This window comes from Amycolatopsis sp. M39, assembly GCF_001651785.1.
In the GTDB taxonomy this organism is placed as follows: domain Bacteria; phylum Actinomycetota; class Actinomycetes; order Mycobacteriales; family Pseudonocardiaceae; genus Amycolatopsis; species Amycolatopsis rubida.
In genome coordinates this window covers 45192-65229 of sequence record NZ_LWSF01000008.1, presented here as the reverse complement: position 1 = coordinate 65229, position 20038 = coordinate 45192, and the positions used below count along the sequence as shown (strand labels likewise).

Annotated in this window: 17 protein-coding genes, 2 tRNA genes and 1 pseudogene; 9 read left to right on the top strand and 11 right to left on the bottom strand. The window is 69.6% G+C overall.

Features of this window, described 5'->3' with window-relative positions; translation table 11 throughout:
• Nucleotides 1-831: 831 nt before the first annotated feature.
• The 3 genes from A4R44_RS20755 (at nt 832) to A4R44_RS20745 (ending at nt 1950) form a co-directional block, all read left to right on the top strand.
• A complete protein-coding gene (locus A4R44_RS20755; RefSeq protein WP_067583156.1) occupies nt 832-1668 on the top strand; it encodes an HAD family hydrolase in 837 nt (278 codons plus the stop codon).
• Between the two features lie 49 nt (nt 1669-1717).
• Nucleotides 1718-1789 (top strand) — tRNA-Gln (locus A4R44_RS20750).
• Nucleotides 1790-1877: 88 nt separating this feature from the next.
• A tRNA-Glu gene (locus A4R44_RS20745) sits at nt 1878-1950 on the top strand.
• Between the two features lie 105 nt (nt 1951-2055).
• On the opposite strand, the gene A4R44_RS20740 is transcribed toward A4R44_RS20745, so the two are convergent.
• A complete protein-coding gene (locus A4R44_RS20740) occupies nt 2056-3111 on the bottom strand; it encodes an FAD-dependent monooxygenase (protein WP_067583153.1) in 1056 nt (351 codons plus the stop codon).
• 85 nt (nt 3112-3196) lie between these two features.
• Between A4R44_RS20740 and A4R44_RS20735 the strand changes: the two genes are divergently transcribed.
• Entirely contained in the window at nt 3197-3685 is a 489-nt protein-coding gene (locus A4R44_RS20735) for a TetR family transcriptional regulator (protein ID WP_067583151.1), read from the top strand.
• Here A4R44_RS20735 and A4R44_RS20730 read toward each other — a convergent pair.
• The 7 genes and pseudogenes from A4R44_RS20730 to A4R44_RS20705 form a co-directional block, all read right to left on the bottom strand.
• The gene (locus A4R44_RS20730; protein WP_067583148.1) at nt 3682-4182 is read right to left on the bottom strand and encodes a MarR family winged helix-turn-helix transcriptional regulator; all 501 of its coding nucleotides are present in this window, start codon (nt 4180-4182) and stop codon (nt 3682-3684) included. The two genes, A4R44_RS20735 and A4R44_RS20730, sit on opposite strands and share 4 nt — an antisense overlap.
• A 156-nt stretch (nt 4183-4338) precedes the next feature.
• Nucleotides 4339-4752, bottom strand: a complete 414-nt coding sequence (locus tag A4R44_RS51770; protein ID WP_255366150.1) for a glycine betaine ABC transporter substrate-binding protein — start codon at nt 4750-4752, stop codon at nt 4339-4341.
• A complete protein-coding gene (locus A4R44_RS51765; RefSeq protein ID WP_255366149.1) occupies nt 4707-5255 on the bottom strand; it encodes a glycine betaine ABC transporter substrate-binding protein in 549 nt (182 codons plus the stop codon). The genes A4R44_RS51770 and A4R44_RS51765 overlap by 46 nt, the downstream gene beginning before the upstream one ends.
• A gap of 33 nt (nt 5256-5288) precedes the next feature.
• Complete coding sequence (locus tag A4R44_RS20720) at nt 5289-6191, bottom strand: proline/glycine betaine ABC transporter permease (protein ID WP_067583146.1); 903 nt, start codon at nt 6189-6191, stop codon at nt 5289-5291.
• Nucleotides 6184-7410: a glycine betaine/L-proline ABC transporter ATP-binding protein gene (locus tag A4R44_RS20715; protein WP_198545376.1), complete on the bottom strand. Its 1227-nt coding sequence runs from the start codon at nt 7408-7410 to the stop codon at nt 6184-6186. The genes A4R44_RS20720 and A4R44_RS20715 overlap by 8 nt, the downstream gene beginning before the upstream one ends.
• A gap of 762 nt (nt 7411-8172) precedes the next feature.
• Nucleotides 8173-8644, bottom strand: a pseudogene (locus A4R44_RS45950) (HU family DNA-binding protein).
• A gap of 783 nt (nt 8645-9427) precedes the next feature.
• The gene (locus tag A4R44_RS20705; protein WP_009074079.1) at nt 9428-10129 is read right to left on the bottom strand and encodes an IclR family transcriptional regulator; all 702 of its coding nucleotides are present in this window, start codon (nt 10127-10129) and stop codon (nt 9428-9430) included.
• A 145-nt stretch (nt 10130-10274) separates the two neighbouring features.
• On the opposite strand from A4R44_RS20705, the gene leuC reads away from it, so the two are divergent.
• From leuC to A4R44_RS20690, 3 genes are all read left to right on the top strand, one after another.
• Nucleotides 10275-11708 carry a 3-isopropylmalate dehydratase large subunit gene (leuC, locus tag A4R44_RS20700; protein WP_067583140.1) on the top strand — a complete coding sequence of 478 codons (1434 nt, stop codon included), beginning with the start codon at nt 10275-10277 and terminating at the stop codon, nt 11706-11708.
• Between the two features lie 23 nt (nt 11709-11731).
• Nucleotides 11732-12334, top strand: a complete 603-nt coding sequence (gene leuD, locus A4R44_RS20695) for a 3-isopropylmalate dehydratase small subunit (protein ID WP_067583138.1) — start codon at nt 11732-11734, stop codon at nt 12332-12334.
• Between the two features lie 241 nt (nt 12335-12575).
• Nucleotides 12576-13217, top strand: a complete 642-nt coding sequence (locus A4R44_RS20690) for an HU family DNA-binding protein (RefSeq protein ID WP_067583135.1) — start codon at nt 12576-12578, stop codon at nt 13215-13217.
• A gap of 841 nt (nt 13218-14058) precedes the next feature.
• On the opposite strand, the gene A4R44_RS20685 is transcribed toward A4R44_RS20690, so the two are convergent.
• Genes A4R44_RS20685 through cofC form a run of 3 tightly spaced genes read right to left on the bottom strand, consistent with a single transcriptional unit; the run spans nt 14059 to nt 18078 of the window.
• Complete coding sequence (locus A4R44_RS20685; protein ID WP_067583133.1) at nt 14059-15006, bottom strand: NUDIX hydrolase; 948 nt, start codon at nt 15004-15006, stop codon at nt 14059-14061.
• On the bottom strand, nt 15003-17390 hold the full coding sequence (locus A4R44_RS20680) for an RNA degradosome polyphosphate kinase (RefSeq protein ID WP_198545375.1): 2388 nt from the start codon (nt 17388-17390) through the stop codon (nt 15003-15005). The genes A4R44_RS20685 and A4R44_RS20680 overlap by 4 nt, the downstream gene beginning before the upstream one ends.
• A 55-nt stretch (nt 17391-17445) precedes the next feature.
• Nucleotides 17446-18078: a 2-phospho-L-lactate guanylyltransferase gene (gene cofC / locus A4R44_RS20675; RefSeq protein WP_067583130.1), complete on the bottom strand. Its 633-nt coding sequence runs from the start codon at nt 18076-18078 to the stop codon at nt 17446-17448.
• Nucleotides 18079-18194: 116 nt separating this feature from the next.
• Here cofC and A4R44_RS20670 point away from each other — a divergent pair, with 116 nt between their 5' ends.
• Both A4R44_RS20670 and A4R44_RS20665 read left to right on the top strand, forming a co-directional pair.
• A complete protein-coding gene (locus A4R44_RS20670; protein WP_067583127.1) occupies nt 18195-18932 on the top strand; it encodes a 1-acyl-sn-glycerol-3-phosphate acyltransferase in 738 nt (245 codons plus the stop codon).
• The gene (locus tag A4R44_RS20665; RefSeq protein WP_067583124.1) at nt 18932-19966 is read left to right on the top strand and encodes an NAD(P)H-dependent glycerol-3-phosphate dehydrogenase; all 1035 of its coding nucleotides are present in this window, start codon (nt 18932-18934) and stop codon (nt 19964-19966) included. The genes A4R44_RS20670 and A4R44_RS20665 overlap by 1 nt, the downstream gene beginning before the upstream one ends.
• Nucleotides 19967-20038 lie beyond the last annotated feature (72 nt).

Below are 20038 nucleotides of genomic sequence, written 5' to 3'. Positions count from 1 at the left end.
GAAGGAGAGAGCGAGCAGAGAAGGGAAGGAGAGAGCGAGCAGAGAAGGAGAGGGCAGAGAGGGCGGGGCAGAGAGGGCGGACGAGAGAAGGGGCGGACGAGAGAAGGGGGCCAATGCGAGGTGAGGCAGGGGAACCGGAGATGGAGGCGGGAAGCCGGAGCGCGGAACAAGGAGCGGAGAGCGGGAAAGGGGTGCTTCAGGTGTGATAGGCAGCGAAGGCGGGACCGCGAGCATGTTTGCCCACTGCGGATCGTGGTGAGGATCGGCGGGTGCGGTGCTTTCGGAAGAGACGGGAGGGGATGGGAAGGGATGGGCGACTGGCTGGTGCCGACAGCCGAGTTGAGGTAGTCGGCGGGAGACCAGAATGTGGGGAGTTTGCGTAAAGGCGCGTAGTGCACGCAGGTGGATCTCCGGCGGGATGAGGGGACGTCGCCATCTGGTCGGAAAGGGTGGGGCGGCGGTATTTCCGGAAAGGATTTCGGGTGATTGGTTCGGTCGTGGAACTTATGAGTGGTTGTTGGTGCTTTGAGGGCAGCCGGGGCTGCGGGGGCATCGACTCTGTGGTGGGGAAAGGGTTGTGGCTAAACGGTTTCTCGGTGGGGGCACGGGGTGGCGGCGGTGCGGGCCGCGGTGGGGGTCGTTGGGAATTGGTTAGGGTTCGGGGGAGTGTGGAGTAAGCGGGTTTCACCCGCTCGGCCCTCCGGGACGGTGGTGAACGTCACCGGGTGGGTACTTTGCGCACCGGGGGTAGAGCCGGTCAGCGGCAACGGCTCTGGGGTAATCACCTTTTTGGCCGCGTTGCGAACGCGGCGAGTGCCCTAGCCTCACGGGGTGGATTTCGCCCCGGCCGCTCTGTCGCGTGCTCGTCCTGCCCCGCCGGCCGCTGCCGGTCGCGAACCGTGGGCGCCTCCTGAGTTGAGTCTGGTTTGCCTCGACATCGATGACACGTTGATCGACTGCACCGCCGCGATCCGGCGCACGCTGCACGCGCTCACCGGGCGCGACGGCCTTTGGCCGTTGTGGGATTTGATCACCGAGGAGCACGTCGCGCTCGTTGTCGCCGGGAAACTCGGTTACGACGTCATGCATCACCGGCGTACTGAATGTTTCCTCGCCGAGTTGGGGATCTTCGGCGACTCCGCGCAAGTGAGCGCGTTCGAGGCGCGCCGGCGGGAGATTTTGGCGCGGTCCTGGCGGTTGTTCGACGACGTTCTTCCTTGCCTGGAATGGCTGCGTGCCGCGGGGCTTCGGCTGGCCGCGGTGACGAACGCCTCAGGGGTCCATCAGCGGCGGAAAATCGCGGAACTCGGGCTCGCGCCGTTTTTCGATCATGTCGCGATCGCGGGCGAGGTCGGGGTCGCGAAACCCGATCCGGTCATGTTCGGTTCGGTGTGCCTGGCGCTGGACTGCCCGCCGGAGCGCACGGTGCATGTCGGGGACAAGCTCGACACCGACGCGATCGGCGCGTTCGACGCCGGGCTCGGCGCGATCTGGCTCGACCGCGACGGGACCAGCCGCACCGGCGAGCGGGCTCCGGAGGGGGTGCACACCGTGGCCGGGCTCGACGAGCTTCCTGAGCTGCTCGTTTCGGAGTACACGACGGTCGGCGTGCCTGCCCCGCGGGCGGCGGGGACCCCCGCTGCGACGGTCCGCGGCGGGATGTTCTAGTATTTCTTCTCGTGCGGCACTGACCTGGGCAACCGGGAAAGTACCTCACTGGGGTATGGTGTAATTGGCAGCACGACTGGTTCTGGTCCAGTTAGTCTAGGTTCGAGTCCTGGTACCCCAGCTGCGGAGAGGACCCCCTCTCGGAAGTGCGAAATCGCTTCTGGTAAGTTCTCTCGCAAGAAAAGCCCCGGAAACGGGGAAGTTCCTAAGCCCCCGTCGTCTAGCGGCCTAGGACGCCGGCCTCTCACGCCGGTAGCGTGGGTTCGAATCCCATCGGGGGTACAGCAAGCCCGGTTGATCATCACAGATCAACCGGGCTTTGGTGTATTTGCCGGGAAACCCGAAGTGCCGTGCGGTAAACCGGCGGCGGTGAGCGCAAAGCCGGGATCAATCCCGCGCGCCGCCGAACATCGCTGCCGCCGAACGGCCATTCGCCTGGTTTTCGGTCACGTACGGCCGGAGTTCGGCCTCGTACTCGGCGAACGCCTCCGGGTAAGCGGCGTCCGTCAGGTGCCGGGCCAGCGAACGGGCGCCGAGCAGGGCCTGCGAGGTGCCCATGCCCGCCGTGGGCGCGGCGCAGTACCCGGCGTCTCCCACCAGGGCGATCCGGCCGGTCGACCAGTGGTCCAGCTGCACCTGCGTGCTTGAGCTGAAGTAGAAATCCGAAGCCTCCGACATCGCCTCCAGCAGGCGAGGCGTGTGCCAAGCGTCACCGGCGAAGGCGGCGCGTGTCGCTGCTTCCTGGTCGGCGCGGGGGAGACGGTCCAGGGCTCCCGAAGTCGTTCCGAAGGACAGGCTCACGGTGAGACGGTCTGGGTCCGCTGAGCTGAACAGGTAGACCGCGGTGCCGTCGGCGGCGCGGAGGAGACCGCTGTGGTCCAGGTCCAGGAAGTTCGGCATGGTGAAGCCCGCGCCGGAGAGGCCCAGGTGCTGCAACACATCTGAGTGCGGGGCGAAGGCCAGCTGGCGGACCTTCGAGTACACGCCGTCCGCGCCGAAGACCAGGTCGTAGGTCTCCGTGGAACCATCGGTCAGTTCGGCGGTTACGGCGGCCTCAGTTTGCGTCAGCGACGTGAGCGAGGTGTCGAAGCGGTACTCGACATGATCGGCAGTCAGGTCGTACAGCAGCTCGTTCAGGACGTGTTTCGGCACCTCCAGCTCGCCCGCGAAAGCTTCAGCGGGAAGCAGATCTACCTGGACGCCGTCGCGGTCGACGATGGCGGTGCCGGTCATCTTCGTGTCGTGACGGCGGACGTCGTCGAGGATGCCCAGCTCAGACAGGACATCGAAAGCGGCGCCGCGGAAGTCCACGGCGTAACCGGTGTGCCGGAGGGCGGGGGCGCGTTCGACGATCGTCACGCGGTGGCCGGAGCGGGTGAGGAACTCGGCGAGGGTGGTGCCGGCCACGCCGGCACCGGAGATCAGGACGTTCGAGGAGGTCATGGGAGAGACCGTAGCCGAGGTTTGTCCATTTGGTCAAACCATCTGGATAAACCATCTGGACAAGAGATCGGCTAGGCTGTGCGCCATGGGTAATCGCGAGGATCTGCTGGCCGGGGCGAAGCGCTGCCTGATCGAGCGGGGCTGGGGCAACACGACGGTGCGCGACATCGCGGCCGCGGCGGGGGTCAGTCACGCGGCGATCGGCTACCACTTCGGGTCGCGGGACGCGTTGCTGACGCAGGCGCTGGTCGCGGCGGTCGACGAACTGGGCGGTCAGGTCGCGGATTCGTCGTTCGACCTGTCCGAGCAGGGGCTGAAACGGCTGATCGGCAGCTTCGGCGAGCACCGGGCGCTGTGGGTCGCGCAGCTTGAAGCGCTCGTGCGGGCCGAGCGGTCACCGGACGTGCGCAGGCATCTCGTGCGGGGGCTGCGGGAGGCGCGGGCCGGGGTCGGCGGGGCGGTGCAGAGCGCGTTGGTGATCGGGCTCATGGTGCAGTGGCTGCTCGACCCGGAGGAGGCCCCGTCTGCGGAAGAAGTGACCGACGGGATGCGCGCGGTGGCGGCGGAGACCTAGACCCAGACGGCGTCGGCCGGGCTTCCGGCAGGCGGTTCGCCGCCGGCTTCGGCGAACGCGGTCAGCGCGCCGACCAGGCCGCGGCGGGCCGATTCGGGCATTTTCTCCACGATGGCGGCGATTTCGCGACGTCGCCGCTGAGTGACGACGCGGACGATCCGGTCGCCTTCCCGGGTGAGTTCGATGACGACCTCGCGCCGGGACGACGGATTGCCCAGCCGGGCGACCAGCGCGACGGCGACCAGGCGGTCGATCATCCGGCTCGCGGTGGACGGCGTGACGCCGAGATGGTCGGCGAGCGCGGCCTGTTTCAGCGGGCCGCGGGAATGCAGCACCACCAGCAGCCGGAATTGCGGCACCGTGACGAGGTCGCCCACGGAGGCGATGGACCGCGCGGACATCGCGACGAGCAGCCGGGAAGCGGTGAGCACGGCTTCGGTGACCGCGTCGACGTCGTCGGGTACGTCGGTGCGGGCAGAGATCGGCGCGCGAGACATGTGTCCAGTGTGCCGCATCGTGCGGTGGATTCCGCTCGATAACGGTGCTGGGCAACGAATCAAGGGGAATCGGGCCACCCCGACTGCCCCGCCGGGGGAAAAAGAAACGACCCCGCCCTCCCGGCGAACGGGAGGCGGGGTCGTTCCGCTGCTTGCTCAGAGACCGGCGAAAGCCTGGTCCACGAACTGCTTGTGCTGATCCGCCCACTGCTTGGCGGCGGCTTTTTCCTGGCCCTTCGGGGCCTTCTGGATCGCGTCCTCGAGCGAACCGAGGTCCTCGTCGGACATCTTCAGCTTCTTGGCCGCGCCGGCGAGCGCCGGGAAGTCCTTCTCGAAGCCCTTGCGGCCCAGCGCGTGGATCTGCTCGCCCTTGCCCATCGCGCCCTTCGGGTCCTGCAGATCCTTGAGCTGGTAGCGCGAGTACGCCCAGTGCGGGTGCCACAGCGTCACGACGATCGGCTTCTTCGCCTTGATCGAGCTGTCGAGCGCGGCCAGCATCGCGGTGGTCGACGAGTTCTGCAGGGTCATCGCGCCGTCGAGGCCGTACTGCGGGATCGCGTCCTTCTGCACGATGCCCGNATGCCCGTCTCGCCCGCGCTCGCCTCGATGCCGGTGATCTTGCCGCCGAACATGCTCGCCTTGTCCTTGAGGTCGGCGATGCTGTTGACGTCGCTCACGTAGTCCGGCACGGCGAGGTTGAGCGTCGCTTTGTCGTACCAGACGCCGAGGTCTTCGAGCTGGTTGTGGTACTGGTCCCAGTACTGCTTGTGCGTCGCGGGCAGCCACGAGTCGAGGAACAGGTCGACGTCGCCCTTCGCGAGGCCCGCGTAGATCGGGCCGACGTCGAGCATCTGCGTCTTGACCTGGTAGCCCTTGTCCTCCAGCACCGCCTGGTACAGGTTGGTGAGGGCGACGTCCTCGTCCCAGTTGATGTAGCCGATCGTGACGCTCTTGGCTTCCTGGCTGTTGCCCGACTGGGACTCCCGGCCGCCGCACGCCGCGGTGAGGCCGACCAGGGCCGTCACGGCGGCGCCCATGGCGATGATCCGGCCGAAGCGTTTCGATGTGCGCACTCGTTCGTCCTTTCTCGTTGCGGTGGAGGGGGATCAGGCCGCGTCGGCCCGGCGGAGGGCGCGGCCCACCGCCGAGCGCGCCCCGAGCGAGGAGGTGAGCCGGTCGAGGTAGATGGCGAGCACCACGACACTGATTCCGGCGTTGAATCCGAGGTCCAGCTTGAGGCTCGTGACCGCGGCGTAGACCTCGGCGCCGAGTCCCGGCGCGCCGACCATGCCGGAGATCACGACCATCGACAGCGACAGCATGATGATCTGGTTGATCCCGGCCATGATCGAAGGCATCGCGAGCGGGATCTGGATCTCCCGCAGGATCCGCCGCGGCGGCGAGCCGAACGCCTCGCCCGCCTCGACCATTTCGGGGTCGACCTGGCGGATGCCGAGTTCGGTCAGCCGCACGCCCGGCGGCAGCGAGAACACGACGGTCGCCACCACTCCCGGCACCGCGCCGATCGAGAAGAAGAAGATGACCGGGATCAGGTACACGAACGCGGGCAGCGTCTGCATGAAGTCGAGGACCGGCTTCACGATCCGGCTCACCGTTTCGTTGCGCGCGGCCGCGATCCCGACCGGCACCGCGATCGCCACCGCGACCACGCCGGAAATCAGCACCTGCGACAGCGTCTGCATCGCGGAGGGGAATTCGCGCAGGCTGTCGATGAGCGCGAACCCGATCGCCGAGCCNACCCCGATCGCGGAGCCGAGGCCGAACTTCCAGCCGCGCAGCCACCAGCCGAGTGCCGCGAAAAGCACGAGCAGCACCGGCCACGGCGCCCAGGTCAGCGCTGAGGAAAGCCCGGTGATCGCACCGTTGACGACGGTTTCGACGAAGTCGAAGAACGGGCCGATGTTGCCCTGCAGCCAGTCGATGATCGCCTTGAACCAGGTGCCGACGGGAATCTGCGGCAGATCGCCGACGAGGACGTTGTCAGACACGGGCGCTCACCTCCTGTGCGTCGTTTTCTCCTGTGCTCAGCGCGTTCAGCAGCGCCTCGCGGGTCACCGCGCCGAGCAGCGCGCCCTCGGCGTCGACCACCGCGAGCGGCGCGGGCGCGGAAGCGGCGTGGCCGAACAGCTCGGCCATCTGGGTTTCCGGGCTGGTGCGCGCGGCGGAACGGTCGACGATTCCGGCGATCGTTTCCGTGCCGCGGTCGGCGGCCTCGCGCACCGTGCGGCGGTCGACCGCGCCGGCGAACTTGCCGTCCTCGGTCACCAGCACGCCGGAGAGTTCGTTCCGGCGCATCGTTTCCAGCGCTTCGGCGACGGTCGTGGCCGGGGTGAACGAGATTTCCGCGGGCGCCATCACGGCGGACGCGGCGAGGACCCGGCTGCGGTCGACGTCGCGCACGAACTTCGCGACGTATTCGTCGGCCGGTTCGGTGAGCATCTCCTGCGCGGTCGCGACCTGCACGATCCGGCCGTCGCGCATCATCGCGATCCGGTCGCCGAGGCGCATCGCCTCGTTGAGGTCGTGGGTGATGAACACGATCGTTTTGCCCAGCTGCCGCTGCAGCATCAGGAGCTGGTCCTGCATCTCCTTGCGGATCAACGGGTCCAGCGCGCTGAACGCCTCGTCCATCAGCAGGATCTCGGTGTCCGCGGCCAGCGCGCGGGCGAGGCCGACGCGCTGGCGCATCCCGCCGGAAAGCTGACCGGGCAACCGGTCCTCCCATCCGGTGAGCCCGACCATCTCCAGCGCTTCGGCGGTGCGTTCGCGCTGCCGCTCGCGCGGAGCGTTCTGCACGCTCAGCCCGTAGGCGACGTTCTCCGCGACCGTGCGGTGCGGGAAGAGCGCGAAGTGCTGGAACACCATGCTCATCCGCCGCTGGCGCAGCTCGCGAACTTCCGCCGCGGACTTGTCGGTCAGGTCGATGTCGTCCACCAGCACCTGCCCGGAGGTGGCCGGGAGCAATCCGTTCAGCGTGCGCAGCAGGGTCGACTTGCCCGAACCGGACAGTCCCATCACCACGAAAATCTCACCGCGCTCCACGGTGAAGGAGGCGTCGATCACCGCCGCGGTCACGCCGGGCAGCTCCAACTCGGCGCGGTCGGCTCCGTTCTCCAGCTTGCCGACCGCTTCTTCCGCCCGCCGGCCGAACACTTTGTACAGCTTCTCCACACGAACTATCGGCACAGTCGTCTCATGTTCTCGCATTCGGGGTCCTTGCCGGGCGACATGATTGCATAGACCAACACTGATCGGAGCCGATCGCGCGACCGGTTCACCGGCGACAGCCGGTTTTCGTGGCCCGGCACCCACTTTCGCCGGCACGGTGCGCGCGCTCGCGAGACACCGGTGCGGCAGCGGGGAAAGCCGGTGTGCGCTGGCGAAACCAGTCCGGATTCGCCGGTTCGCCCGACTGGATTACCGGTGGCGACAGTGCGTGGTTGTCACGTTCGCATAACAACCCGAAAGTCTGTTGTGGACCCTGCGTGGCCTGGGTGATCGCGGACACCTGCCGGCCACTCATGGTGCCGGGCCGGACACAGCAAGGAAACCCCGGAGCCTGCTTCGCGCGGGTGTTCGCAGTTGCCTGGGGGAACAGATGATCGACTGGAGACGGCTGCTAGATGGCCGGTGTGATCGGGAAAACGCTGCGGTGTTTCCTCGATTTCCTTCGCGCTGCGCGGGTGTGGTCCGGCGGGGACAATGCCGCCGTCGAGGCCCGGCGGCCGTGCTGGCTGCCCCTTCGCGGTCGGCGAGATCCGGGCGGGCAAGCGTGCCAACGGATCTTGGCGGCGGTCGGCCGGACGCTCCGCTGCCGCTTCGGAATCGGCGCGGGGGTCTTCGCCGGCGCGCTGGTTGCCCCGAATGCCGGGCAGCGCATGCGGCGCGGGAAAAAAGGGCAGAGATGCGGCAAGCCCCGCCCGGGGAGAAGCCGGGCGGGGCTTGCCGTCAGATTCCGGAGAACCGGAGTTACTTCTTCTTCGCGGCCGAGGTGCGCTTGGCCGGAGCCTTCTTCGCGGTCGCCGTGGTCTTCTTGGCGGCCGGCTTGGCGGCGGCCTTCGCCCGCGTGGTGGTGGCCTTCGGAGCCGCCTTGGCCGCGGTGGCCTTGGTGGCGGTCGCCTTGGCGCGGGTGGTGGCCTTCGCGGCGGTGGCCTTGGCGGGAGCCTTGGCCGCGGCGGCGCGGGTGCGGGTGGCGGCCGGCTTGGCGGCGGTGGCCTTGGCGCGAGTGGTGGTCGTCGNCTTCGCCGGTGCGCGGGTTGCGCGCGGTGCGGGCGGCACGAGCGCGCTTTTCGAAGACACCGAAGCCGGTGATGGTGACCTTTTCGCCCTTGTGGACGGTGCGGATGATGATGTCGACGAGACCGTCGACGGCTTCCGCGGCTGCCTTCTTGTCGCCGATGCGCTCCGACAGAGCTTCGATCAGCTGGGCCTTGTTGGCCATTCCAGTTCCTCCAACCAGAACTTGTTTTATACGGCCATACAGGCCGAACGCAGTCATTATCACCCATAGACTTCGCAAGTCCAATCGGGACCTGCCTTTTTCGTTGCCGTGTCGGGTAACCGGACGGCGGGCGAGCGGCCCGGAGCGCCGGATTCTTTCACTGGCCGGAAGACCCGCGAGAGTGCTTGCGGCACCGGCAAAGTCGCATGTAGACACCCGCTGTCCTGCGGTTTTGCCATTTCTTGAGGTTCCGTGGCCGGGTGGCGGGCGGCCGCTCGGACGACCCCTGCGGCGGCCGGACGGTCTACTGAGGACGATCGAAAACCACGCGAAAAAGACTGTCCCGCACGGGCGTGGCGGAGCGGGGGCCGGGCGGCAACGACGTTCCCGGGGCGCGTCGGCGGCGAGGAGGTCCGCCGGGCGGGCTTGCGTCCGGTGCGTTCGATCGGGCCGCTGTCGCGGCGACGGCTGTGCCGGAGGAATCGCGCGCCGGGTGAAGGCCTTCGCCCGGCTTCGCGTTCGACGGCGCTTTGGGCTCAGTCGCGGGGTGCGTTGAGCGGAGTGGGTTCGCGGTATGCCCCGTCGGCGGGGATCGTTTGTGCGAACGGCCGCCTTCCCCGGTGCGGTGAAGCGGCAGTGGGGACGGGCGCTTTGGGGCCAGCCGCCGCGTGCGTCGAGGCGATTGCGTTCGCGTCAGGTGAGCGGCGCGATGCGAAAAAAGGCCGCCTCCCGCCGGGGCGGCGGAGAGGCGGCTGGGGGTTGGCGCGTGGTGGGAGGCGGGCGTCAGAGGCGTTCCTGGAGCGCGTCGGCGGCGGCGAGGAGATCCGCCGCCCACCGGGCGCCGGGCTTGCGCCCTATGCGTTCGATCGGGCCGGAGACCGATACCGCGGCGACGACCGTGCCGGAGGAATCGCGCACCGGGGCGGAAACGCTCGCGACGCCGGGCTCGCGTTCGGCGACGCTTTGCGCCCAGCCGCGGCGGCGCACTTCGAGCAGGGTGCGTTCGCCGTAGACCGCGTCGGCGAGGATCGTCCGCTGCGTGTGCGGATCCGACCACGCGGCAAGGACCTTCGCGCCCGAGCCCGCCGTCATCGGCAGGCGCGAACCGATCGGAACCGTGTCGCGCAAACCGCTCGGCGGTTCCGCGGTCGAAACGCACACGCGCTGCACACCGTCGCGCCGGTAAAGCTGAACGCTTTCGCCGGTGATGTCCCGAAGCTTCGGCAGCACCGAACTCGCCGCGTCGAGCAACGGGTCGGTCGAGCCGCCCGCGAGTTCGGCGAGCGCGGTGCCCGGCCGCCAGCGCCCGTCCGGCCCTCGCCGCAACAGGCGATGCACTTCGAGCCCGACCGCGAGCCGGTGCGCGGTCGCGCGAGGAAGCCCGGTGCGCGTGCAGAGTTCCGCCAGCCCGCACGGGTCCTCGGCGACGGCCTGCAGCACGGCCACGGCTTTGTCCAGTACTCCGATACCGCTATGCTGTCCCACGACGCGATACTATCTTCCCGAACTGTGGGAAGTCCAGAATCTGGGAAAAACGAAACCCGGGGCCGCGGACAGCCGCGGCTGCCCCCTCCTCACCGGCACCGTCCGGGTTCCGTGCTCCCGGCCGATCCCGTGGAAGGAGCCGGAGATGACCAGCCCCACCGGCAAGGCTCGTACGCTGGCGGAGAAGGTGTGGGACAGCCACCTCGTGCGCCGAGGCGAAGGCGCCGAACCGGATCTGCTCTACATCGACCTCCACCTGGTGCACGAAGTGACCAGCCCGCAGGCGTTCGACGGACTGCGGCTGGCCGGGCGGCAGGTGCGCCGCCCCGACCTCACCATCGCCACCGAGGACCACAACGTCCCCACGGTGGACATCGACCTCCCGATCGCGGATCCGGTGTCCCGTACCCAGGTCGACACGCTTCGCCGCAACTGCAAGGAGTTCGGCGTCCGGCTGCACCCGATGGGCGATGCCGAACAGGGCATCGTGCACGTGATCGGGCCGCAGCTCGGGCTGACTCAGCCGGGCACCACCGTGGTGTGCGGCGACAGTCACACCTCGACGCACGGCGCGTTCGGCGCGATGGCGTTCGGCATCGGCACTTCCGAGGTCGAGCACGTGCTCGCCACCCAGACGCTGCCGCTGCGGCCGTTCAAGACCATGGCGATCAACGTCGACGGCACGCTCCAGCCGGGTGTCACCGCGAAGGACGTGATCCTCGCGGTGATCGCCAAAATCGGCACCGGCGGCGGGCAGGGCTACGTCCTGGAGTACCGCGGCAAGGCCATCGAAGAGCTGTCGATGGAAGCCCGGATGACCATCTGCAACATGTCGATCGAGGCGGGCGCGCGGGCCGGCATGATCGCGCCGGACGAAACGACCTTCGCCTACCTCAAGGGCCGTCCGCACGCGCCGAAGGGCCAGGACTGGGACGCCGCGGTGGCGAACTGGCGCGAACTGCGCACCGACGAGGGAGCGGAATTCGACGCCGAAGTCCACCTCGACGCGGACCAGCTGACTCCGTTCGTGACGTGGGGCACCAACCCCGGGCAGGGCCTGCCGCTGGGCGATTCGGTGCCGGACCCGGCCGCGATCCCCGACGAGAACGCGCGCTTCGCCGCCGAGAAGGCCCTGTCCTATATGGATCTGCGGCCGGGCACCCCGCTGCGCGAGATCGCGGTGGACACCGTGTTCCTCGGCTCCTGCACCAACGGCCGGATCGAGGACCTGCGCGCCGCGGCCGAGGTGCTGCGCGGGCGCAAGGTGGCCGATTCGGTCCGGATGCTCGTGGNGCTCGTGGTGCCCGGTTCGATGCGGGTGCGCAAGACCGCCGAAGAGGAAGGACTGGACCGGATCTTCGCCGAGGCGGGAGCCGAATGGCGGCAGGCCGGTTGCTCCATGTGTCTCGGGATGAACCCGGACCAGCTCGCCCCCGGCGAGCGCAGCGCGTCCACCTCCAACCGCAACTTCGAGGGACGGCAGGGCAAGGGCGGGCGCACGCACCTCGTCTCGCCGCTCGTGGCCGCCGCCACCGCCGTGCGCGGGACGCTGTCCTCGCCCGCCGACCTGCCCGCCTGACCGCCCCGAGAGGAGCTCCCACCATGGAACCGTTCACCCAGCACACCGGGATCGGGGTCCCGCTGCGCAGGTCCAACGTGGACACTGACCAGATCATCCCGGCCGTCTACCTCAAGCGCGTGACCCGCACCGGATTCGAGGACGGGCTGTTCGCCGCCTGGCGCGGCCAGGAGGACTTCATCCTCAATCAGGAACCGTTCAGCAGCGGCTCGGTGCTCGTCGCCGGGCCCGACTTCGGCACCGGTTCGTCGCGCGAGCACGCCGTGTGGGCGTTGCTGGACTACGGCTTCCGGGTCGTCATCTCGTCCCGCTTCGCCGACATCTTCCGCGGCAACTCCGGCAAGGGCGGCCTCGTCGCCGCGCAGTGCGAGCAGTCGGATGTCGAACTGCTCTGGAAGCTGCTGGAGAACGAGCCCGGCACCGAGGTGTCGGTGGACCTCGAAGCCAAGACCGTGCGGGCCAAGGACTTCACCGCGCCCTTCCAGATCGACGACTACGTCCGCTGGCGGCTGCTCGAAGGACTCGACGACATCGCGCTGACTCTGCGCCACGCGGGGGACATCGGCTCGTTCGAGTCCCAGCGCCCTTCGTGGAAGCCCGCGACGCTTCCCGCCGCGACCTCCTGACCCGCGCCGCCGGGGCCGGATTCCCTGCTCAGAAAGGGAGTCCGGCCCCGGCGGGCCCCGTCTTCGCCCACGCCAAACGGCGCCTCCCGAACCCGGAAACGGGTCCTTCGGGAGGGCGGAACCGTTCCCGCCGCAAGGGAAATTTCGCGTGCCGTTTGGAATTTGTGCTGTGTTGGTAATACCGTGTGCGTTAGCCGGCCGACCTGGCCGTGGACGAAGAGTTCTTCTTGGAGGGACTGGAATGGCCAACAAGGCCCAGCTGATCGAGGCGCTGTCGGAGCGTCTGGGCGACAAAAAGGTTGCTTCGGAGGCCGTCGACGGTCTCGTCGACATCATCATCCGGACGGTCAACAAGGGCGAAAAGGTGAACATCACCGGCTTCGGGGTGTTCGAGAAGCGCGCTCGTGCCGCCCGCACCGCGCGCAACCCGCGCACCGGCGAAGCCGTGCGGGTGAAGAAGACGAACGTTCCGGCGTTCCGCGCGGGCACCACGTTCAAGGACGTGATTTCCGGTTCGAAGAAGCTGCCGAAGGCCACGGCGGCGAAGCGGGCCACCGGCACCACCGCGCGCGCCACGACCACCCGCGCCGCCTCGACGACCGCCACGCGCAGCACCCGTGCCACGGCGGCGAAGCCCGCTGCCACGCGCACTCGCGCCACCGCGGCCAAGGCTCCCGCCAAGGCCGCCGCGGCCAAGACGACGACGCGCGCGACGGCCGCGAAGTCGACCACCACCCGCGCCAAGGCGGCCCCGAAGGCCACCACCACGCGGGCGAAGGCCGCCGCCAAGCCTGCCGCCAAGACCGCTGCGGCAGCGAAGAAGACCACGGCCGCGGCCAAGAAGGCCCCGGCGAAGCGCACCTCGGCGGCCAAGAAGAAGTAGCCCCGGTATTCGTTGCTTCGCGGCAGGGCCCCGACCTCACCCGAGGTCGGGGCCCTGCCGCGTTTCCTGAGCTTGATCGGCTGAACGGGCGGAGCGAGTGCGGTGGGCAGGGGTTGGCTGGCGGGGGAGCGGTGCGGTGTTGCGGGGGCTGGGGTTTCGGCTGAACGGGCGGAGCGAGTGCGGTGGGCAGGGGTTGGCTGGCGGGGGGAGCGGTGCGGTGTTGCGGGGGCTGGGGTTTCGGCTGGCGGTGAGCAGGGGCGGGGTCGTGGTGCTGGCACGGTGGGTTGTGGGTGGCTGAGGGGCGCGCCCGGATTAGCGGACGGGCTGCGGCGGAGGGCGGCGCTGCGGGGGCGATTGCGGCGTCGACCTGCCGAGCGGCAGCAGGCGAGCGGGTTTCGAGGCTGGGCGAGCGGTGGAGCGGCCGGCCCCGTTGCGGTCGCAGGGTTTCCGGGCGAGGCGAGGCAGCGGGGCAGGCNGGGGAGCCTCTCCGGAGGTTGCTGGCCGGATGGCGCCGGGGCCGTGGGAAGACGGCGTTTCCCGAGGTCGGCGGGCTGTTCGGGCTCCGGAAAGAACCCGCCGGATTGCTGATAAGACAACAGATTCGCGGCAGTCCGGGAAGGCAGTCGGATTCCCGGCCGCACCGTCCGGGAGGGCTAATCCGACGCTCGGAGATAAATCCCCGCCGCGGGTAATTAAACCCCGCGCGGCTGTCTCGGACGTCGGTTATGCCGGGAGCGGGGATAAGCGCTGAGCAATACCGGTCTCTATAGAATCCGCGGCCCGCCGAATGGGGACGAGAAGGGCCCGGCGCGCCGAAGCGACGCCGGGACCGGGCAAAAGATCAGCCTGCCGTAGGCACCGGAGCGGGCAGCGGGCTCGGGTAGTAATCCGCGCCCGCCAGAACCGGTCCGTCGTCGCCGGGGCAGAACGACAGGACCCACAGCGAGCCCTTCTTGCTCGGCACCACTCCGTCGCGGGCGGCGGGCAGTTCCAGGCCGTCCCGGTCCGCCAGCGCGCTCACCAGGTCCGGGATCACCCCGCCCTGGCTGCTGATCAGCGGGGTGCCCCCGTCGGCCGCGATCGCCAGCAGGCGGCGGATTCCGAGCAGCGGGTCGGGCCAGTAGCCCTCCTCCGACAGCAACGGCTCGTGCCGCACCTCGACGCCGAGTGCGTCCGCGACGCCGCCGACGGTCTGCACGCACCGCAGCCGCGGCGCGGAGAACACCCGGTCGGGGCCGAAGAGCGGCAGCAGGTCTCGCAGTGCGGCCGCCTGGCGTTGACCGGCCTCCGACAGCGGGCGGAGGTCGTCGTCGCCGGTCCAGTCCTCCCGTTTGCCCGCCTTGGCGTGCCGCACCAGCAACACCGTCGTCGGCGCGGGCGGGAGGGCGCAGAACTCGCGCAGCACCCGGACATCCGCCGGCCGGGTGAGCAGCTGCTCGGCCGCGATCGGGTCCAGCCAGCGCAGTTCGTCGACCTCTTCGTTGGGCGCAAAGGCTCCTGAAACGGCTTCGCCGCTGAAGTAGTCGACGCTCTTGCGCAGCAGCCGCCCGTTGTTCTTCGCGGGCACCTCGTACCTCGTCTGCGCGACATAGCGACCCAGCACCGCGCGGAAACCGGTCTCCTCGGCGATCTCGCGCACCGCGGTGGCCGCGATCGTCTCGCCGGGATCGACCTTTCCCTTCGGCAGCGACCAATCGTCGTAGCGGGGCCGGTGCACGAGGGCGACCTCGATCCCCGCCCCGGCACGGCGCCAGAGCACCGCGCCGGCGGCCCGGACGTCCGCGCTCATCCGACGGCCCCGTGCAGCTTCGCGAGTTCGAGCTGGTGGTCGCGCACCTGCGAACCGGCGGCCGGGAACGGCTGCCATTCGCCCGAGGAACTGAGCACCCAGCAGCGCGTGTGCGGGTCGAGCGCCGAATCGAACACCTCGTCCAGCTGCCGCGTCAGCCGCGGGTCCTTGACCCGCACCAGCGCCTCGATCCGGCGGTCCAGGTTGCGGTGCATCATGTCCGCACTGCCGATCCAGTGCGTCCCGCCCGCCCGGAAGTTGAACACCCGCGAATGCTCCAGGAACCGGCCGAGGATCGAGCGGACGCGGATGTTCTCGCTCAACCCTTCGACGCCCGGCTTCAGCGAGCAGATCCCGCGCACCACCACGTCGACCGGAACGCCTGCCTGCGAAGCGTGGTACAGCGCGTCGATCACCTGCTCGTCCACGAGCGAGTTGCACTTGATCCGGATGCCCGCGTCGAGCCCGGCGCGGGCGAGTTCGATCTCCTCGCCGATCGCGCGCACGATGCCGCGGCGGATGCCGTGCGGCGACGTGAGGATCGTGCGGTAGGTGTCCTGGCGCGAGTAGCCGGTGAGGACGTTGAACAGGTCGGTGATGTCCGCGCCGATGCTCGGGTCCGCGGTGAGCAGGCCGAGGTCTTCGTACAGCCGCGCGGTCTTCGGGTTGTAGTTGCCGGTGCCGATGTGGCAGTAGCGGCGGATGGTCGAGCCCTCCTGCCGCACCACCATCGACACCTTGCAGTGCGTTTTGAGGCCCACCAAGCCGTACACGACGTGCACGCCCGCGCGCTCCAGCGTGCGCGCCCAGGTGATGTTGGCCTGCTCGTCGAACCGCGCCTTGATCTCCACCAGCGCCACGACCTGCTTGCCCGCCTCGGCGGCGTCGATCAGCGCGTCCACGATCGGCGAATCACCCGACGTCCGGTACAGCGTCTGCTTGATCGCCAGCACCTTCGAGTCGGCCGCGGCCTGTTCGATGAACCGCTGCACGCTCGTGGAGAACGAGTCGTACGGGTGGTGCACCAGGACGTCGCCCTCGCGCAGCGTCGCGAACACGCTCTTGGGCGTCTCGCGTTCGCCGAACGCCGGATGCGTCGCGGGCACGAACGGCCGGTCCTTTAACTCCTTGCGGTCCACCGCCGACAGCTGGAACAGGCAGGTGAGGTCGAGCAGCCCGGGCACCTCGACGACGTCCTCGGGGTCGACTTCCAGCTCGCGCAGCAGCAGTTCGAGCATGTGCTCGCTCATGTCCTGCGCGACCTCCAGCCGCACCGGCGGGCCGAACCGGCGCTGTGCCAGCTCGCGTTCCAATGCCTGCAGCAGGTCCTCGTCGCGGTCTTCCTCGACCTCGAAGTCGGCGTTGCGGGTGACGCGGAAGACGTGGTGCTCGGTCACCTCCATGCCGGTGAACAGATCGCTCAGGTGCGCGGAGATCAGCTCCTCGAGCGGCAGGAAGGTCGCGGACCGGTTGCCGCGTTCGGTTTCCACGCGCATCAGCCGCGGCACGTTGCTCGGCACCTTCACGCGGGCGAACCGTTCGAGCCCGCCCTGCGGATCCCGCACCGTCACCGCGAGGTTGAGCGACAGCCCCGAGATGTACGGGAACGGATGCGCCGGATCGACCGCGAGCGGCGTGAGCACCGGGAAGATCTGCTCGGAGAAGTAGCTCGACAGCCGCAGCTGGTCGGCCCCGGACAGGTCGGCCCAGTCGACGATCCGGATGTCCTGCTCGGCCAGCTGCGGGCGCAGGTGCTCCTTGAACGCGGCGGTGTGCCGCTCGACCAGGTCCTGGTTGCGCTTGGCGATGTAGTCCAGCTGCTCGCGCGGGGTGAGCCCGTCCGCGCTGCGCACCGAGAGGCCGGTGCCGTCGCGCCGTTTCAGCCCGGCGACCCGGACCATGTAGAACTCGTCCAAATTGGACGCGAAAATGGCGAGGAACTTGGCCCGTTCGAGCAGCGGCTGCGATTCGTCCTCGGCCAGCGCGAGCACACGGGCGTTGAAGTCGAGCCAGGACAGCTCGCGGTTGAAATAACGGTCGTCGGGAAGCGACTCGACAGCGGTGGGCGCGGACGTGACGGCGGGCGGGGCCGAGGGAACGGAGCGGAATTCCTCGCCGCTCTCGGTCGTGGTCCGGCGCGGCCGCGCGGCGGCCTTGGCGGCAGCGGGCGGTGCGGCGGTTTTGCGCTTGGCCGGTTTGGCGTTGTCTTCGGCCGGAGCCGCCTTGGGTTTCGCCCGACGGGCCGCCGCGGCGTCGGCGTTCCGGCGCGAGGCCGCCTTCCCGCCCGCGGTGCGCGGGGCCGGGGACGAGGGGGATGCGCTGCTGCCGCTCTTCACGCGCCGCCGGGCCGGAGTGCTGCCGTCGTCTGTGCTCACACTGCCCATTGTTCACTACGAAGCCGCGGTTTGCGCAGGCCGCGATGAAGGTCGAGTGAACACGTCAGCGCGATTGCGCCCGTTCGGCCGGGAGCAATGCCGCGGTGCGCTTGCCGAGACCGAGCTGCGCGGCGTGGCGCAGATCATCTTCGGTGTCGACGTCGCTGCGCAGCGACGGCAATGCCTGGGTGAGCGGAATCGCCCCGGACGTCCGATGCAGTTCCGCGGAGCCGGTGCCGAAGTGCGGGTCGAGCGGTTTCCCCGGCGCGGACAGCAACAGCGTGGTCCCGGTGCCCTGCCGGTCGAACACCGCCGCGCGGCGGCCCGCGGCTTCGGTCAGCGCCTGCTCCAGATCCACCGCGCGCAACGCCGGAAGATCCGCTTGGAGCGCGCCGACTACGCCCTCCGGCGCGTCCGCGCGCAGCAGCTCCGCACCGTGGCGCAACGCTTCGTTGAGCCCGCCGCCCGCCGGCTCGGCGACCAGCTCGACGCCGAGACCGGCCAATTCGGACAGCGCGGCCGGATCGGAGGAGACGACGAGCACGCGCCGGACCCTGGCGACCGACGTGACCGCGGCCAGCGTGTCGCAGGCCAGTGCCAGCACCAGCTCGGCGTGCCGGTGCGCGGCGACCGCGCCGCGCAGCCGGGACTTGCCCGCGCCCGGCGGTTTCAGCGGCATGACCAGGTCTGCGTCCACCTGTCCATCTTTACCCGAAACCGCTCGCGCGCGTGCGTGAGCGCACCCTCCCTGGACTGCGCGAACCGGCGCGCGGCAGGATCACCCGGAGCAGAGGCGACCCGAGGAGGAGAACTGTGGCACGGCGTGAGAAGGGCGGATTCTGGGTGGGGCTGGCCGCCGCCGCGTTCTACCCGCTGACCGCGATCGGCAAGCGGGTGTACCTCGGGGCGGAGATAATCCCCCGGCAGGGGCCCGCGGTGCTGGTGATGAACCACATCTCGCACCTGGACCCGCCGGTCGACGCGGTGTTCGTGCACCGGCAGAAGCGGGTGCCGCGGTTCTTCCTCAAGGCGAGCCTCAAGGACGTGCCGGTCTTCGGCCGGATCGTGACCGGGTCCGGGCAGATCCCGGTGGCGCGCGGGTCGAGCGCGGCCGGCGACAGCCTCAAGGCCGCGCACCAGGCGCTCGAAGAGGGCAAGGTCATCGTGATCTACCCGGAGGGCACCATCACGAAGGACCCGCTGGGCTGGCCGAAGGAGGCCTACAGCGGCGCGGCGCGGCTGGCGCTGCAGAACGACGTGCCGGTGATCCCGATCGCGCGCTGGGGCACGAACCAGATCTTCAACGGTTACACCAAGAAGTTCACCCCGTTCCCGCGCAAGACGGTGACGCACCTGGTCGGCGACCCGATCGACCTGTCGGCGTACCGGGGCGGGAATCCGCGCAGCGCCTCGCTGCTGCGCGAGGTCACCGCGGTGCTGATGGACGAGGTGACCCGGCTGCTGGCCGAGATCCGGCAGGAGGAACCGCCGGCGAAGAAGCCGGAAACGGACGCGGCGGCGGAGACCGAGAAGCCGCAGGACGGTGCCTGATGGCGGGTTTCGCCGCCGACGTGCAGCGAGTCACCGTGCTCGGCGCGGGTTCGTGGGGCACCGCGTTCGCGAAGGTGCTCGGCGACGCGGGCCGGGACGTGACGATGTGGGCGCGCCGGGAAAGCGTCGCGGAGGAGATCCGGGAGCGGCACACCAACGAGTCGTATCTGCCGGGAACGTCGTTGCCGGAACGGATCACCGCGACGGCCGACGCGGCCGAGGCGCTGGACGGCGCGCAAGCGGTGATGGTCGGGGTGCCGAGCCAGAGCCTGCGCGCGAATCTCACCGGCTGGCGGCCGCTGCTGCCGCCCGAGGCGATCCTGGTCAGCCTCGCCAAGGGCGTGGAACTGGGCACGCTCAAGCGGATGAGCGAGGTGATCGCCGAACTCGCCGGTGTCGATCCGGGCGAGATCGTCGTGGTGTCCGGGCCGAACCTGGCCCGCGAGATCGCCGACGGGCAGCCCGCCGCCGCGGTGCTCGCGTGCGCCGACCACGAGCGGGCGAAAGCGGTGCAGCNGGTGCAGCAGGCGACGTCGAACCAGTATTTCCGGCCCTACACCAACACCGACGTGGTCGGCTGCGAGCTGGGCGGCGCGTGCAAGAACGTGATCGCGCTCAGCTGCGGGATGGCCGCCGGGATGGGCTTGGGCGCGAACACGACGGCGACGCTCATCACGCGCGGTCTCGCCGAAATGGCCCGGCTCGGCGCGAAACTCGGCGCGGACCCGCTGACCTTCGCCGGTCTCGCCGGGCTCGGCGACCTGGTCGCGACGTGCTCGTCGCCGTTGTCGCGCAACCGCACCTTCGGCGAACGGCTCGGCCGCGGCGAGACGCTGGCGCAGGCACAGGCGGCGACCGGCGGGCAGGTCGCGGAGGGCGTCGCGTCGTGCTCGTCGATCCGCGAACTGGCGCAGCGGCACGGGGCCGACATGCCGATCACGGACGCGATGTACCGGGTGTGCCACGAGGGCGTCGACCCGCGGCAGGCGGGCGCGGAGCTGCTCGGACGGTCGCGGAAGCCGGAGTGGCGCTGAGGCTCGTGCGCGGCGGCCGGGCGGCGGGGTCGTGAGTGGCGGCGCCGGTGAGCGCCGGGATTGCCGCTCACG